15 protein-coding genes and 1 pseudogene are annotated in these 16,225 nt (G+C 31.2%); 4 read left to right on the forward strand and 12 right to left on the reverse strand.

What is annotated here, in order from left to right:
* Positions 1 to 210: 210 nt before the first annotated feature.
* From F7B34_RS04285 to F7B34_RS04305, 5 genes are all read right to left on the reverse strand, one after another.
* On the reverse strand, positions 211 to 771 hold the full coding sequence (locus F7B34_RS04285; RefSeq protein WP_292460603.1) for a hypothetical protein: 561 nt from the start codon (positions 769 to 771) through the stop codon (positions 211 to 213).
* Entirely contained in the window at positions 743 to 1,579 is an 837-nt protein-coding gene (locus F7B34_RS04290) for a radical SAM protein (protein ID WP_292460604.1), read from the reverse strand. The genes F7B34_RS04285 and F7B34_RS04290 overlap by 29 nt, the downstream gene beginning before the upstream one ends.
* A gap of 92 nt (positions 1,580 to 1,671) precedes the next feature.
* Complete coding sequence (locus F7B34_RS04295; protein WP_292460605.1) at positions 1,672 to 1,827, reverse strand: hypothetical protein; 156 nt, start codon at positions 1,825 to 1,827, stop codon at positions 1,672 to 1,674.
* A 55-nt stretch (positions 1,828 to 1,882) separates the two neighbouring features.
* Positions 1,883 to 2,047, reverse strand: coding sequence for a hypothetical protein (locus tag F7B34_RS04300; RefSeq protein WP_292460606.1), 165 nt, complete (start codon positions 2,045 to 2,047; stop codon positions 1,883 to 1,885).
* Positions 2,048 to 2,178: 131 nt separating this feature from the next.
* Positions 2,179 to 3,582 (reverse strand): tetratricopeptide repeat protein, encoded by a 1,404-nt coding sequence (locus F7B34_RS04305; RefSeq protein ID WP_292460607.1) that lies wholly within the window; start codon positions 3,580 to 3,582, stop codon positions 2,179 to 2,181.
* 216 nt (positions 3,583 to 3,798) lie between these two features.
* Here F7B34_RS04305 and mch point away from each other — a divergent pair, with 216 nt between their 5' ends.
* Positions 3,799 to 4,773, forward strand: a complete 975-nt coding sequence (gene mch, locus F7B34_RS04310; protein ID WP_292460608.1) for a methenyltetrahydromethanopterin cyclohydrolase — start codon at positions 3,799 to 3,801, stop codon at positions 4,771 to 4,773.
* Positions 4,774 to 4,945: 172 nt separating this feature from the next.
* Here mch and F7B34_RS04315 read toward each other — a convergent pair whose 3' ends face one another.
* The 7 genes and pseudogenes from F7B34_RS04315 to F7B34_RS04350 all read right to left on the reverse strand — a co-directional run bounded on the left by F7B34_RS04315 (position 4,946) and on the right by F7B34_RS04350 (position 14,006).
* Positions 4,946 to 5,767 (reverse strand): DNA adenine methylase, encoded by an 822-nt coding sequence (locus F7B34_RS04315; protein ID WP_292460609.1) that lies wholly within the window; start codon positions 5,765 to 5,767, stop codon positions 4,946 to 4,948.
* Positions 5,764 to 6,891: a hypothetical protein gene (locus F7B34_RS04320; protein ID WP_292460610.1), complete on the reverse strand. Its 1,128-nt coding sequence runs from the start codon at positions 6,889 to 6,891 to the stop codon at positions 5,764 to 5,766. Before F7B34_RS04320 ends, F7B34_RS04315 begins: the two co-directional genes overlap by 4 nt.
* Before the next feature lie 103 nt (positions 6,892 to 6,994).
* Positions 6,995 to 8,077 (reverse strand): archaeosine biosynthesis radical SAM protein RaSEA, encoded by a 1,083-nt coding sequence (locus F7B34_RS04325; RefSeq protein ID WP_292460611.1) that lies wholly within the window; start codon positions 8,075 to 8,077, stop codon positions 6,995 to 6,997.
* A 163-nt stretch (positions 8,078 to 8,240) separates the two neighbouring features.
* Positions 8,241 to 11,555 (reverse strand): annotated as a pseudogene (gene carB / locus F7B34_RS07825) (carbamoyl-phosphate synthase large subunit).
* Between the two features lie 205 nt (positions 11,556 to 11,760).
* The gene (gene sucC, locus F7B34_RS04340; RefSeq protein ID WP_292460613.1) at positions 11,761 to 12,846 is read right to left on the reverse strand and encodes an ADP-forming succinate--CoA ligase subunit beta; all 1,086 of its coding nucleotides are present in this window, start codon (positions 12,844 to 12,846) and stop codon (positions 11,761 to 11,763) included.
* Positions 12,847 to 12,939: 93 nt separating this feature from the next.
* Complete coding sequence (pyrI, locus tag F7B34_RS04345) at positions 12,940 to 13,389, reverse strand: aspartate carbamoyltransferase regulatory subunit (protein ID WP_292460614.1); 450 nt, start codon at positions 13,387 to 13,389, stop codon at positions 12,940 to 12,942.
* A gap of 26 nt (positions 13,390 to 13,415) precedes the next feature.
* Positions 13,416 to 14,006: a phospholipase D-like domain-containing protein gene (locus tag F7B34_RS04350; RefSeq protein WP_292460615.1), complete on the reverse strand. Its 591-nt coding sequence runs from the start codon at positions 14,004 to 14,006 to the stop codon at positions 13,416 to 13,418.
* Positions 14,007 to 14,160: 154 nt separating this feature from the next.
* Here F7B34_RS04350 and cobY point away from each other — a divergent pair, with 154 nt between their 5' ends.
* The 3 genes from cobY to dapF all read left to right on the forward strand — a co-directional run bounded on the left by cobY (position 14,161) and on the right by dapF (position 16,072).
* The gene (gene cobY, locus F7B34_RS04355) at positions 14,161 to 14,763 is read left to right on the forward strand and encodes an adenosylcobinamide-phosphate guanylyltransferase (RefSeq protein ID WP_292460616.1); all 603 of its coding nucleotides are present in this window, start codon (positions 14,161 to 14,163) and stop codon (positions 14,761 to 14,763) included.
* A gap of 14 nt (positions 14,764 to 14,777) precedes the next feature.
* Positions 14,778 to 15,065 (forward strand): PRC-barrel domain-containing protein, encoded by a 288-nt coding sequence (locus tag F7B34_RS04360; RefSeq protein WP_292460617.1) that lies wholly within the window; start codon positions 14,778 to 14,780, stop codon positions 15,063 to 15,065.
* A gap of 92 nt (positions 15,066 to 15,157) precedes the next feature.
* Entirely contained in the window at positions 15,158 to 16,072 is a 915-nt protein-coding gene (dapF, locus tag F7B34_RS04365; protein WP_292460618.1) for a diaminopimelate epimerase, read from the forward strand.
* Positions 16,073 to 16,225 lie beyond the last annotated feature (153 nt).

A 16,225-nucleotide genomic window follows, 5' to 3' on the forward strand; every position in this document is an offset into this window, starting at 1 on the left:
ATCAAAGGTTATATTCGTAAAAAAGTATTCTTTTGCGTTGTATAACCCTTATTATGTGGTTATTCCTATATGAAGGTATTAGAGGTAAGAGTGTAATATGACCCACAAAATTACTATCTTTATTTTATATAATATAAAAATTATACACCCAAAATTAAATATTAAAAAATTCATAAAATAGCCGAAATAAAAAATATGGGCAATAAATAATTAAAAATAGGATTTAGCATATTTTGCTACAAATTTTGCCACATAATCGCCCACATAACCTGATACTATTGACAATACAAATGCTATTCCAAGTCCTGAGATAGTATATGTTGGTGACCAGGAAGGATATACAGCCAAACCATAAAAACATGCCCAATTTATAATCATAAATGATGCAAGACCCACTGCTCCATTGTATCTTTCTGTTAAGTATCCCATAATCAAAGCAGATATTATACCTATTATTCCATACCATGTTGGATCAACAACACTAAACCATGGACCCACCATTAAAAAGAATGAGACTATAAGCACTGAGACTACTATTCCATAATACTTTCCACACAACTCCTTTGCAAGAGATATCCAAAATATATAGATTAATCCCCCAAATATTGCAGGACCTAAGAATGGTGCATGCAACCACGATGAAAATACGGCTTCACCACCCATTCCAATACTTATAAAATATCCAATACAGGCAAATATAAAGGAAATTCCAAACTTTGCAATATCGTTTGCAAGTATATTACTACCAGATACAGCGTTTGCAGATGTCATTTTTTTTCACCTTCTTTTTTATATACAACAGATGTCTTTTTCTCAATTCATTGTAGGATGTTCGTGCATCTCCAAGAGACTCATCTGTTAAATAAACACATGGGGATTGCATACAATCCCATCTAATAAACATACAATTCAATAATATCCTGCAAGGTGTAGTGTGAGGTAATGGTGGATATATGTTTATTTTATTTTTATATTTTGATATTAAACCATTTATAAATGCTTTTTCTTCTTTGTTGGTTAGCCCATATTTTATCTCTTTATTTACGCCATATATATCAAATAATCTATGCAATACGATACCATTCACTCCCAATTCAATTCCTGTATCTATTATTTCTGGAATATGTTCTAAATTATCTTTAAACATGGTAATATCGATATATGTGGTCAGAGGAATATTCCTATTGTTCTTTTCTTCAACAAGTGTTTTTATATTGTTCAATATATGTTCTTTTCCATCCAAGGAATAAATACCAAATGCAATTTCGTCCAATCCACTTTTAAGCAATTCATCCAATCTTTTATCAAGCAATGAACCATTAGAACATAGACTGGTTTTTAAGCCCAAGGATTTTGCATAAGAGACCATTTTAAATATATCTGGATGAAGAAGGCATTCCCCCCAACCGTGAAGTGCTACTTCATTAAAATCATTCAGTGGTAATTTTTTAAATTCTTCAAATGAAATACTGCCCATAGGTCGTTTTAAATGTGTTCTCATGCAAATCTCACAGTTACTATTACAATCGTTTGTAGTTTCTACCTGTAATATTTTTGGTTTTATTAAGAATGAAATCATATTTTCCCTATAATATTGATAATTATTTATAAAGTTATTAAGAACCATAAAAAAATTAAAAAAAATAAATAATTAAAATATTATTAAACTTTTTAGACTCTATTTACAAATAAGGTTTTTAATGAACCTCTTACTGCAAACAATGTAGCGCCAACTAATGCGGATATACCCAATATCTGAGCAACTGAAAATGCTGTTGCAATTGTTGCAGCGCTTGCACCTACTGTTGCTGAAACTGGTGCGCACATTATTTATCACCTCCAAACGATTATTTGGTTATTGTATATTTATATATTTATATGATTAATTTGTTTCCACTTCTGCCACATCTGATTTTGTAGGGGTTCTGGTTGATACTATTGCCCATATTCCTGCAAGGCCCAAAACTATCATGCCCATTATCTGTGGCAATACCATACCAATTGTTGGAGCCCCAGCACCTGCTGTTATGGCTATTGGTGCGCACATTATTTATCACCTCCAAATATTATGTTTATTAATATATATTTTAAAACATATAAAGTTTTCTATATTTAATTTTTTAAGATGATTTTATTATTTGGTATTATTTTATAATAATAAAATAAAGAAAGATAATTTTAATGTTCTATCTGGTATAGGAATGAAGGTAGTGCTGTATTACTTAATTTACCATCTTTTGCAAGATTGGCAATATTTTCAGCCTCAGAACCGAAGTACTTATTCCATCCTACAAGCTGAAGTTTATCGGTTTTTAGTTCATTCACTGCCATATTTGCATAATTTATAGCATTTTTATTATCTCCCAATTTAGCACATGTAAATGCAGCCATTTCAGTTCCTAAGAAGTAATAATTCTCGTGAGCTATGGTTCTATCCGATATATTTTTGTAATTTGCGAGGTATTTAAAATCTTTTAAAGCTTTTTCATAATAACTTTTATTTCCAGTATATTTTCCAAGGTAGTAGTAGGCCAATCCTCTCTCATAGTGGCCAACAGGCAAATCTGCTGGATAGTTATCTCCTCCATCCTCTGTCATAGTTGTAGAGAACTCAATATTTTTCATAAGGTGTTTTATTGCATCTTCTTTATTTCCTCTTTTCATATCTACCATAGCAATATACCTATGAGCCTCTCCTGTATATGCTGATTCTGGGTCGTAACTAAATACGCCTTTACACTGCTTTATAACCTCATTATATTTACCGAGCTCATATGCAGAAACAGCTGTTGGCATATGCCCTAAATCCATAGTCCAGCCTTTCTGTGGGCCGTATTCATCAACAAATTTGTGGCAGTAATAATTTGCTGTTTTATAGTCTGAATTTCCAAATTCTGCATTGATAATATATGACCATATATAGTGTTCATAGGCAGGTCCTTCTGGAACTATATTTGCCGATTTGTTGTAATAATATAGCGCCTCAGGGAATTCACCCATTGCTAAGTAGGTTCTTCCAGTATTTGCATAGAGTGTTGATACAGCTCCCAATCCACCATATTTTTTAAGGGAGCTGGTATCATTCATAACTTTGAGATAATAGGGTAATACCTTATTTTTTCTATCAGGATAGCTATCTACATAGAAGTAATTTGCATCTCCAATTCTTACATACCCTAAGGATTTTGCCTTTGGCATTAATTCTATAAATTTTTTAGCGGCATTTATTCCTTTATTGTAATACTCTGTTTCTTTTTCCAATCCGTCTTGTTTATAAGTATGGTATGGAAATTTGTCGTAGTGATGGAAATGGTCTTGATTGATATATACATTTGCCAAATTGTACCATGCCCATGGATAGTTTGGATCTGCTTTTATAGCTTTATTTAAAAGTTTTTCAGCTTCATTATATTCCGTCATATTGTCATTTGCAATAGCATCTGTTACTATGGGTATTGCTTCATTTGTGTATTTTATTGCAGTGGCTTTGGCAGTGTAAGAGGTGTAGGCATTTACGGCCAAAGCTGAAGCAGCAATTATACACAATATACCTATTATTATTTTTGAGGTATTATTATTCATATACATCACCAAATTTTAATTTTAAAGTTATATTTTAATATTATAAAATTAACTTAATTAAAGTTATAATATATAAAATTAACTATATAGTAATACTTATTTTTAAAAAAATAATATTATGAAAATAAAATAGAGAAAATAAAAAATCAAAAGATATAAAAAATATTATAGTAAATAAATTAGATGTATTATATACGGTAATAAAAAGGTGAAAGAATGGTAAGTGTAAATTTAAAAGCTCTTCCAATAGTTGAAGATATGATTAAAAGAAAATATGACATGAACATTGAAGTAATAACACTTGAAAATGGGGCAACTGTTCTCGACTGTGGTGTCAATGTAGCAGGTAGTTTTGAAGCAGGAAAAGCATATACAAAGGTATGTTTGGGTGGATTGGCACATGTTGGTGTTAGCATAACAGGAACATTATATGATAAAATGGTATTACCATCCGTTAAAATAAAAACCTCCCATCCGGCAATAGCAACACTCGGAGCTCAGAAAGCTGGCTGGAGTGTTAAAGTTGGTAAGTATTTTGCCATGGGTTCAGGTCCTGCAAGAGCTCTTGCAAAAATGCCTAAGGCAACTTATGAAGAAATTGGATATGAAGACGATGCAGATGTTGCTATATTATGTTTAGAAGCGTCAGAACTTCCAAATGAAGAAGTTGCAGATTATGTTGCTGAAAAATGTGGCGTTGAACCTGAAAATTTATATCTCTTAGTTGCTCCAACAGCATCATTGGTTGGTTCAATACAAATCAGCGGTAGAGTTGTAGAAAACGGAACCTACAAAATGCTCGAAGCTCTCCACTTCGATGTAAATAAGGTTAAATTTGCAGCAGGAATTGCACCTGTTGCACCAATTGTTGGTGATGATTTGGTTATGATGGGAGCTACAAACGATATGGTGCTTTATGGTGGAAGAACATACTACTACATAGAAAGTGATGAAAACGATGATATTGAAGCTTTATGTAAAGCATTACCTTCCTGTTCATCAGCAGGCTATGGAAAACCATTCTTAGAAACATTTAAAGCTGCAAACTACGACTTCTATAAAATAGACAAAGGTATGTTTGCACCGGCTGTTGTTGTAATAAACGACATGAGAACAGGAAAACTTGTGAGCTACGGAAAACCTCATATCGATGTAATTAAGCGATCATTAAAATACAAAGAATTGGAATAAAATAAAAATAATATAGAATTTTTTAAACTTCTTCTTTTTTAGATTTTCTTTTTTATTATACTCAGTTTTTATTAGGAATTAGATATACATTAATGTAATTTAATCATATTTGGGACGTCAAAGTGATGAAAGTAGTAAATAATGGGCTTTTCATTCTTTTCACTAAAACATTTTATTCATCAATATCATCATAATTAAATATGAAAATTTCTTTTCCTTTTTCTGCCCGCTCCTTTTTGTAGTTGTTCATGCCATATTGTAGAGTATATTCTTTTATATTCGCGAAATCAAACAGTTCTCTAATTTCGGGAGAATCATCATATGTAATTAACCATTTGTGTTTGCACTTTTTCATATTTTCAGCGAATCTTTCATGGTCAAAAGATTCATGCAAATCTCCTTTTTTCCCATACAATCTCGACTTTCTTGATTTAAAATATGGTGGATCTAAGAAGATGAACACGTTTTTGCCTTCTTCAAAAATAACTTTTTCATAATCATAATTTGTAACAACTACCCCTTCTAATAATTGTGCCATTTTTAACATACGATCAATAGATGAATATGTAAATCTCTTCTGAAATGCCTGTTCTGAATAACCACCGCTGTCAACAGTTCCTGAAAATGTTATTCTATTTAAGACAAAAAATCTTACCGCCCTTTCAAATTCACTATAATCCTTTTCTTCCATATAGTAATTAAAAAACTCTCTTCCATTTTTCCATTTTTCTTTAACTTCTCTAGCTGCACTGTAAAGTTTTTTTGGATAATCTCTTAAAATTCTCCAAAAACAATACAAATCATAATTAAGGTCATTTATCCAAAACTTTTTTATTCCTTTGATATTTTGCTTAACTGCTAAAAATACAGAACCGCCTCCTAAGAATGGTTCTCTATACTCTTCAAATTGAACCTTTTTTATCATTGGAAGGATATACTTAATTGCCTTTGACTTCCCTCCAGGATATCTTAAAGCACTTTTAATCTCTTTCATTTATTGTCACCAATTAATATTTCTATATTATTAATTTCTGCCTCTTTTTGTAATTTTAAAATTGTAGATTTATGCCTTGATAATCCATTTTTGTTTATAAAATCGCTTATATCATTATTATCTGCAGGAAGTTTTAAATTCCCCTTTAAGTTTCCTGTTAATTTTAATCGTGTTTTAAATGCAACTTTTTCCCCTTCATATTCCAGCTTATCAAGATTTGAATAAAGAATTAACTTAAAAAGACCATCTTTTATATCATTAATGGATGGTAACTTTCCTTTTGAACTATTTTTTGACTCCTGAATTATAAATATGCCATCCTCAATATAAATTTCATCAGCCGTTAGGTAATATAATCCACCTAAATAATTGCTTATAATGAATAATCCCTTATAACCATCGCTTAAATATTCAAGTTCATGAATTGTTTTTATTTCTCTATTTTGTGCCTCTTTTGACCTTTTTAATGTATATTCTTTAAATTTTTCTATATCAAATTGTTTATTTTTCTTAAAATTTTCTAAGACCTTTAAATGATTTTCAAAAGAGTGAAGATTCACATTTTTCAATTTACTAATTTTTTTATAACTCTCAACTGCATTTAAATATATCTTTTTAAAGTCCTTTTGAAAATGTGTAGTATTCCAATGGAGGGCGGACATTTTATATTTACTAATTTCTTTAATTTTGCTGACAATATAATCTTTATCCATTTTTTGATTGGTAATTAAGTTTGTTTTACCTTTTCCATATGCTTTTTCTGCATCATTATACCATCCTAAAACAATATAAATATTCAAAAGATTCATCCAAGAATACGTCATTGCATTTATCCTATCATTATTGCTACTATCCGCTCCTTCATCTTTTATAATTGGAATGATGGTTATTTTTGTGTAATTGGTTCCAAATATATCATACAATCTTGCAAATGGATATGAACGGGTTCTTTTTGGTGAGACCCATTTACTATATGCAACCTTATTATTATTCCCTAAATCTATAATACCGCATGATGGACATTCGTTAATATCGAAATCCGTTATTGAACTTTCGCTAAGTTCTGCGGTTAATTGTGGCGAATAATATACATCTTTTATAAATCCTTCTAATTTTAAATACATGTTCGCACCTTAAATTCTTTTAATAACTTTTTTGGATAATGAATGAGGATTTCCAATTCTTTATTTGATTGATGGTGATTATGTTTATTATTGATTATGTTTATTATGTATCACCCTCACCTAATGGAACAATGTTCTTTTCTTCAAATTTTATAAACTCTTCCCAGTATTTTTTACATTCACATCCCATATTGAGAGCTCCTTCAATCAATGACAAATCCTGAGTAATTGTGAAATCATTGAGTATCTCTTTTATCTTGTAGTTGCATTTGCAATTCATTTTATTATGGGCTCCCCTATTTGATGGTATTCCTGAGGTATCACACATTATAAGTTTATCGGGGTTTTGGGATTTTACCTCTTTTAAGATTTCCAAAACACTCCATAAAAACGGCGGCCTATATTGATTCTTCTTCCAAAGTAATTCTGTTAAGGTCCCTTTATGAATTGTTGCAGGACAGTAGGCTATCCTACTACATCCCATCCTTATGCACTCATTTGCAGAGTGAATTGAATCGACTACGGCCTGCTTTTCAGTAATGAACGGCGGTTTTATTAACAGATATGCTTTTATTCCAACATCGTATTTTTTTGCAGTTTCTATTGCCTTTTTAATGTCATCAGTAGATACTCCTTTGTGAATTGATACATTTCTTATTTTTTCATTTAATGTCTCGATTCCCACTCCAATTTCCACATTTACCTCTTTATCGATATATTTTCGTAGTATTTTTAAATTATCATCTGTAATGAACTCAGGTCTTGATTCAACTGCTACCTCTTTTATAGGGAGCTCACCTATTTTTTTGAAAATATGTTCCTTGACCTCTTTTGGAACTTCGAATTCATCTAAAAAACTACCTGATGTAAATAACTTTATTGAATAATTTTTTGGATTTTTTATTATTTCTTCTTCGATTTTTAAAGCGTGCTCAAACTGGTTTATAATATTCTCAGCATCTATTTTTATAGGGGAGCTATCCATTAAATAACTGCACATTGTGCATCCGCCGCTTTCGTATGCCCATCTACAACCAACGGTTCTCAATATAATTGTTATGCTTTTTCCAATAGATTTATCCAAAAATATATCGTCCTGAACCCATGTGGCTATGGGTAGGTTTGGGTTTTTCTTTTTTCTCTTTTTTAAATGTTTATTCCTTAATTTTTTTAAATAAATGTCCATATTATCACAACCAAGATTAATTAATTATAATTTAATAAAATAAAAATAATTTTAGAAATATAATACAGCCAATAAATAATAATTAATAATAGCGTTTAAAATTAAAAAATAATAAAGATAAATTATTTTGATTTTGTTATTTTATTTATTATTGGTAGTAGCATTAATTTTCATTTTCAAGTTCATTCAAAGAATATACCCCCAATTCTTCTTTTTTAATAGTTTCTATTGCTTTTATTGTGGATAATGCCCCTTGAATTGTTGTGATATAGGGTATATTAAACTCCACTGCTGCCCTTCTAATGTAGTATCCGTCTGATTTTGCCTTACTTCCTGAGGAGGTGTTTATAATTAAATCGATTTCTCCCTTCTGAATTAATTCAAGAATATTTCCAGACATACCCTCGGATATCTTTTTAACAATCTTTGCATCTATTCCTCCATTTCTAATTACTTCCGCAGTGCCTTTTGTAGCCACGATGTTAAATCCAAATTCATTGAATTTTTTTGCTATATAAAAAACATGTTTTTTATCTTTTTCTTTAACACTTATGAATACTGTTCCAGAGGTTGGAAGCTCCATGTTTGCAGATAACTGTGCTTTATAATATGCCTTACCAAAGTCGGTATCAATACCTATTGCCTCCCCTGTTGATTTCATCTCTGGACTGAGCACAGGGTCCACACCAGGTAGTTTCTGGAATGGGAATACAGCCTCTTTAACACTTACATATTTTGCCTCTGCCAATCCAATATATCCCATATCTTTAAGTTTGTGTCCCATTATAACCTTTGTGGCAATCTTTGCAAGAGGAACTCCAACGGATTTACTTACATAAGGAACTGTTCTACTTGCCCTTGGATTTGCCTCGATAATATAAACAATTCCATCCTTTATAGCATACTGTATATTTATCAATCCAACTACGCCCAATTCTTTTGCAAGTTTTGTTGTGTAATCTACGATTGTATCCACAACATCTTTTGAAAGTGTCTGAGGTGGTATTACGCAGGCACTATCTCCACTATGAACTCCGGCTTCTTCGATGTGTTCCATAATTCCTCCTATAAACACATCTTCGCCGTCGCAAACTGCATCCACATCAACTTCAACGGCATCATCTAAAAACTTATCAATTAATATGGGATGCTCAGAAGATACCTTTACAGCTTCTTTCATGTAATCCTTTAATTCATCTTCATTATATACGATATCCATTGCCCTTCCACCAAGCACATAGGAAGGTCTAACAAGCACAGGATATCCGATTTTTTCAGCAACTTTTAAAGCATCTTCTTCATTATATACGGTAGATCCCTCAGCCTGAGGTATATTTAATTTTTTTAATATTTCGGAGAACTGCTCCCTATCCTCTGCCAAATCAATTGACTGAGGTGATGTTCCAAGTATATTTACACCTGCACTGTATAACTTCATAGCAAGGTTTATTGCAGTCTGCCCTCCAAACTGAACAACTACACCTAACAACTCGCCGTTTTTATTTTCGTTTTCAATAATGTTCATAATTTCCTCAAAGGTGAGGGGCTCAAAATAGAGTTTATCTGAGGTATCGTAATCTGTGGATACTGTTTCAGGGTTGTTATTTACAATTATTGCCTCAATTCCCATATCTTTTAAGGCAAATATTGCATGAACTGTTGAATAGTCAAATTCCACACCCTGACCAATTCTTATAGGTCCCGAACCTAAAATTATTACCTTCTTCCTGTCCGATGGAACGCTTTCGTTCTGTTCCTCATAAAATAGATTTTCATAGCAGGAGTAATAATAAGGAGTTTTTGCTTCGAATTCAGCAGCACAAGTATCTACCATTTTATAAACTGGCACTACATTGAGCTCTTTTCTTAATTCTCTAATTTCCTTCTCGTCCTTGTTTAATAAATTCGCCAATTGAACATCGGAAAAACCAAGCATTTTTGCTTTAAGTATTACTTCTTTTAGTTTTTCGTTTTCTACCATGTGTTTCACCATAAATATATAATGATAATTATTTAAATTAATTTCTTTAAAATTTCTTTAAATTAACTTAGATAAAACTTCGAGCTCCTTCTTCGTATCAACAATATTTTTTATTTTCTTAATGAAAAATTCATTTATATTTGTTAATTCGCATATTTCTGAAACTGTCCAGCCCCTATCAAGTGCCTCAGCTATTACAAATATTCTTTCATCAGTTGGATTTTTTAATATATCGTTGATTTTTTCGTTGGTATGGTTAATATCTTTTCCGTCCCCTATTAAACCATGTCTTCCAATATCTAGGCTCCTAATTGCCTTTTGAAGTGCTTCTTCAAGGGTTCTACCTATTGCCATTACTTCTCCTGTGGATTTCATACTTGTTCCTAAGTGCTTATCAACAGTTCTAAACTTGTCAAATGGCCATCTTGGTATCTTTACAACAACATAATCTAAGGTAGGTTCGAAGCTCGCAGGGGTTTCCTTTGTAACATCGTTTTTAATTTCATCAAGGGTCATTCCGATGGCTATCTTAGCAGCTATCTTAGCAATTGGATATCCTGTTGCCTTACTTGCAAGTGCGGAGCTCCTACTTACTCTTGGATTTACCTCGATTACTCTATATTCCGTCATGTCTTTATTTACTGCAAACTGGACATTACAGCCCCCTTCTATCTTCAAGTGCCTTATGATTTTTAATGCCGCATTTCTAAGTCTTTGATGCACTTTATCACTAAGGGTTTGGGATGGAGCTACAACAATACTTTCTCCTGTGTGTATTCCCATAGGGTCTATGTTCTCCATATTACATACAACAATACAGTTATCCTTTGCATCCCTCATTACTTCGTATTCATATTCTTTCCATCCAAGAACGCTTTCATCTATTAAAACCTGATTGATGATGGAATATTTAAGACCTTTTTCAGTAATTTCTATTAATTCCTCTTCGTTATGGGCAATACCTCCACCAGTTCCTCCAAGTGTGAATGCAGGTCTAACTATTACAGGATAACCGAGCTCAGCTACTGCATCTAATGCCTCTTCAATTGAATTTACAGCATAAGATTTTGTTACTGGCTCACCTATTTCTTCCATAGCTCTGTTGAAGAGCTTTCTATCTTCACTTGTTTCTATTACTTCCACTTTTGAACCAAGCAACTCTACGCCGTATTTTTCTAAAACCCCCATTCTGTGAAGGTCCATGGCTAAATTTAATCCAGTTTGACCTCCCATCGTTGGAAGTATGGCATCAGGTCTTTCCTTTGCTATAATTTTTTCTACAATCTTTGGATGAAGTGGTTCGAGATAAACTTTATCTGCAATATTGGTATCAGTTTGGATTGTTGCAGGGTTTGAATTTACCAAAATAGTGTATATTCCTTCTTCTCTCAACGACTTACACGCCTGAGAACCTGAAAAATCGAATTCTGCCGCCTGACCTATCACAATAGGTCCGGAACCTAATATCATTACCTTCTGTATATCATTCCTTTTCAAAATTCCACCTGTGATGATATATTTGATTACTATAAAAATTATAAATTAAATATATTTCTCATTATGGTTATAACAAATAGTATTTATTTTTAACTTTAACTTAACTTAAACTTTAAAATAGATTTATGATATAATATTATATATGATAATATATTACAATATATTAATAGATTTTATGCGGATAATATCCATAAATAATATTAGATTATGAATTAATCATTTCCATCAATTTTTTAGCAGCACCCTCCATTGAGCGTTCAAATGGGATGCCGTTTTCAGTTAATATTTTTCTTCCTTCTTCTTCGTTGGTTCCCATCATCCTTACGGCAAACTTTACATTTGGATGTTTTTTCAACACTTCAACAATACCCTTTGCAACTTCATCGCACCTTGTAATACCTGCAAGCACATTTATAAATATGCCTTTTACATCCCTTTCCAATACCTTTTCAAGGGCTTTTTTAACGGTCTCTTCATTTGCTCCTCCCCCAATATCTAAGAAACATGCTGGATTTCCACCATATTCTTTTACCATATCCATACTTGCAAGTGTAAGACCTGCACCATTGCCGATGACTCCAATATCTCCATCGAGCTCTACATAGGCAAATTCAAGTTTATCTTTTTTGCTGAATTCTTCAAATTGAGTATAGTCATGCCTATAATATGCATCATCATCTACATTCAAAACTGCATCAGCTGCAAGAGCTCTCCCATCTTCCGTAATTACAACAGGGTTTATCTCCACAAGCATTCCATCCATATCTTTAAATACATTGTATAATTTGTACATTATGTCTGCAACCTTCGGAATTTCCTTTGAAGGGATATCCGCATCTTTTAAAATATTTCTCGCAATATATGGTAAAAATTCACTCTGTGGATTAACATGATATTTTATTATTTTTTCAGGATTGGTTTTTGCGACTTCCTCTATTTCTACCCCACCTTCTGTTGAAAACATAATTACTGGCTTTCTCTCTGCCCTATCTATTGTTATTCCCAAATAGTATTCTTTCTCAATAGGGATTTTCTCTTCAACAAGAACTTTTTCAACCTTTTCTCCTTTTATATCCTTATTTAGTAATTCTTTGATTTTCTCATTAGCCTCATCCACGGTATCTGCAAATAAAATTCCACCGGCTTTTCCTCTTCCACCTACAAGAACCTGGGCCTTTATTACAACAGGTTTATTTAGTTTTTCGATTTCTGTTGATGTTATGAATCCCTCTGGAACAGGTATTTTGTATTTTTTAAATATTTCCTTTGCTTCATATTCGTGTAATTTCACAATATCACCTTAATATCCCATATTTTCTTATATGTTTTATATTTTTTACCTTTTTATCTTTCATTATCTTTTATTTTTTTATTTCATTTAATTTTATCGACATATTTCAATAGAATTTAAAAATTTTTCACAGTATGCACATCTTATTTTTAAAGGCTCCTTTTCCTCAACTTTAAATTTGCCGGCAATGTTTTCAATTTGAGTAATGCAGTTTGGATTTGTGCATTTTAATATACCTTCTATCGTATCGGGTATTTCAACTTTAAATTTTCTTACAACAACTCCATCCTTTATTATATTTATTGTGGCATTTGGAGATATAAGACTTATTTTATTTACATCTTCTTTTGAGAGCTCTATACCTTCTATCTTTAAAACATCTTTTTTTCCATTATTTTTTTTAGAAGGTACATTCATAGCAATAGTTACGGTTTGATTTTTATCTATCTTTAAAACCTTATAAACGTTTAATGCTTTTCCTTTGTTTATATGGTCTATTACTGTTCCATTTTCAATTGGTTTGACCTTTAAACTTTTCTTCATTTAATTCACCAACATCTATTTTATTTTTAGGACATAGATCTCCACACAGATTCAAAATAATCATTCTCTTTATTAACTATTTTTTTATCAGTTATAGCGACACTGGATTCCCTATTTTCAAAAAGTGCTTTATCGGTCCAATTATGACTTCCAAGCACCACTATCTCACCATCTACAATTATAAGTTTGTTGTGGGTTCTTTGATGTTCGGCTAATTTTACAGGTATTCTCTCACTACTTAACAAATGTTTTATTAATTTATTTGACTCTACCTCTCCATCAAGTATAACTCTAATCATTACACCCCTTTTTCTAGCATTTATAAGTTCATATATTAAATCTTCTGTTTTTTTACATTTATATATTGAAAACATAATAATATCTATTTCTTTTTTAGCAGAAGATATAATATTAAGAACATAATAATAATATTTTTCATCATTTAATAATTCTATTTTGGTTTTTTTGATTTTGGGTGTTATATTGACTAATGCAGGATTATTGGTTTTATCGGTTAATGTTAATATATCGATTCTTTTTAACAAATTAAAAACAAAATATAATAATATAATAGAAATTACCAAATTTGTTATAATTATATAGATTAATAATTCCATAATTTCCCTTTTTATTTTTTTATATATTTTTAGTATCTTTGTAAATATTTTTTTATTATTCAATATATATGTCTATAACATATCTGTATATTGTATAAACTATTTATTAACTTTTATAATTTATAACGATATATATAGTCTATTCAGTGAAAATATGGATGCATTAATAATGGCTGGTGGAAAAGGCACAAGGTTAAATTTGGATATTGAAAAACCCCTATTACCTATTCTAAAAAAACCCATGATAGATTATATTGTTGAAGCACTTTTAAAATCTAACATCAATAATATATATATTGCAGTATCAAAAAATACACCAAAAACCGAGGAGTATTTGGCTAAAAAATATAAAGATAATATAAATATACATCTAATTAAAACATCAGGAATAGATTATATCCATGATTTAAACGAATGTATATCATATTTTTCAGAACCTTTCATGGTAATATCCTGTGATATACCCACAATTAAACCAAAAACCATAAATAAAATTATAAACTATTACTATATTATAAAATCTAAAACAAATAATTTAGAATCCCTATGTGTAGCTATTGAAAAGGATGCCTATCCAGGTAATCCCAGTATTGTGCTGAATGGATATATTCCATCAGGTATTAATATACTAAGTCCAAAATATGGCGAACAGAGAGAAGAATTATATATTATTGATGAACCCATATTAAATATAAATACATTGGAAGATAAAAATCTTGTTGAAAGTTACTGGAATAAAAAGAATAATAATAAATGAAGTATGGTGAGTTTATGAGAGTAAATAATAAAATTCCGTTTAGAACATTGTATGGAAAATCAATTGTAGGAAATATGGGGAGTATTATAGGAAAAGTAACCGATGTGGTGATTGACGAAAATACTGGTAAAATAATTTCGTTGGATGTGGAACCATCAGACCAAAGTCCCATACCTCCATCCGATGACTGCTATAAATTAATCCCTTATAAAATAGTTTTAGCTATAAGGGATGTTGTTGTTATTGATGAGTCAAAAATAAACAAGGTTAAAATTATAAGCAAAAGACCAAGTGCAGAATAATTTATATATCTTATATTTTATTTTATTTTTTTAAATTTTCAAATATGTATTTAAATAGGTATGTTATTAGATGAATATATAAATATACAAATATGGTGATAATTGTGAATATTAAAGATTTAGAATTTACAAAAATGCACGGTCTAGGGAATGATTATATTGTAATAAATGAGTTTGATGGAATAAAAATAAAAGAAGAAGATAAAGAAGAATTTTCAAGAAAAATATGTAGAAGGGGATTTTCAATTGGTGCCGATGGTGTCATATATGTCCAAAAACCAACTGATGACAAATACGATGTGAGGTTTAGGATATTCAACAGTGATGGGTCAGAGGCTGAAATGTGTGGAAATGGAATAAGGTGCTTCTCCAAGTATGTTTATGAGCGGATATTAAAAAAGAATCCATTGAATGTAGAAACAAAAGGCGGTTTAAGAGTTTCAGAAATGGAAATAGAAAATGATATTGTAAAAACAGTTAAGGTATATATGGGAGTTCCGACATTTCAATTAAAAGATATACCTATGAAGATAGAAGGGAAGTCCGAAGAGGATGAATTTTTAAATGAAAGTGTTAAATTAAACAATGATTTGATGGATGAAATTAAATTAAGCGTTGTAAATGTTGGAAACCCCCACGCTGTGATATTTGTTGAAGATAACGATATTACCATGGATTTTGCAAGGAATAACTTAAATATTTTAGGTAAAGAGATAGAAAACCACAAAGTATTCCCTGAAAGAATAAATGTCCATTTTATAGAGGTTATAAATCCCAATGAAATAAAAATACTTACATGGGAAAGGGGGGCAGGTTATACAACGGCATGCGGAACTGGAACTACGAGCTCAGTAATTATTGCCCATAAACTTGGAAAAACAGGAAGTAAGGTTTTAGCACATTTAGACGGTGGAGATTTAGAAGTTGAAATTAATGAGGATGGAGTTTATATGAAAGGAGATGCAGTTATTGTTTATGACGGGAAATTACTAAATATTGGATGGTAGTGTGAATTACTCTCCCTTACAGGAGGGGTTAAACGAAAACCGAAAGGTTTTCGTAGCCTCGCCTTCGGGCAAGGCTTCCTGACTCATAGGGGATTTTAGCCAGAGATTACCATTATATGGGGTATAACTCTGAGTGAATTATTCCCCTCCGTC

It is taken from the genome of Methanothermococcus sp. (assembly GCF_015523155.1).
In the GTDB taxonomy this organism is placed as follows: domain Archaea; phylum AGJL01; class Methanococci; order Methanococcales; family Methanococcaceae; genus Methanofervidicoccus.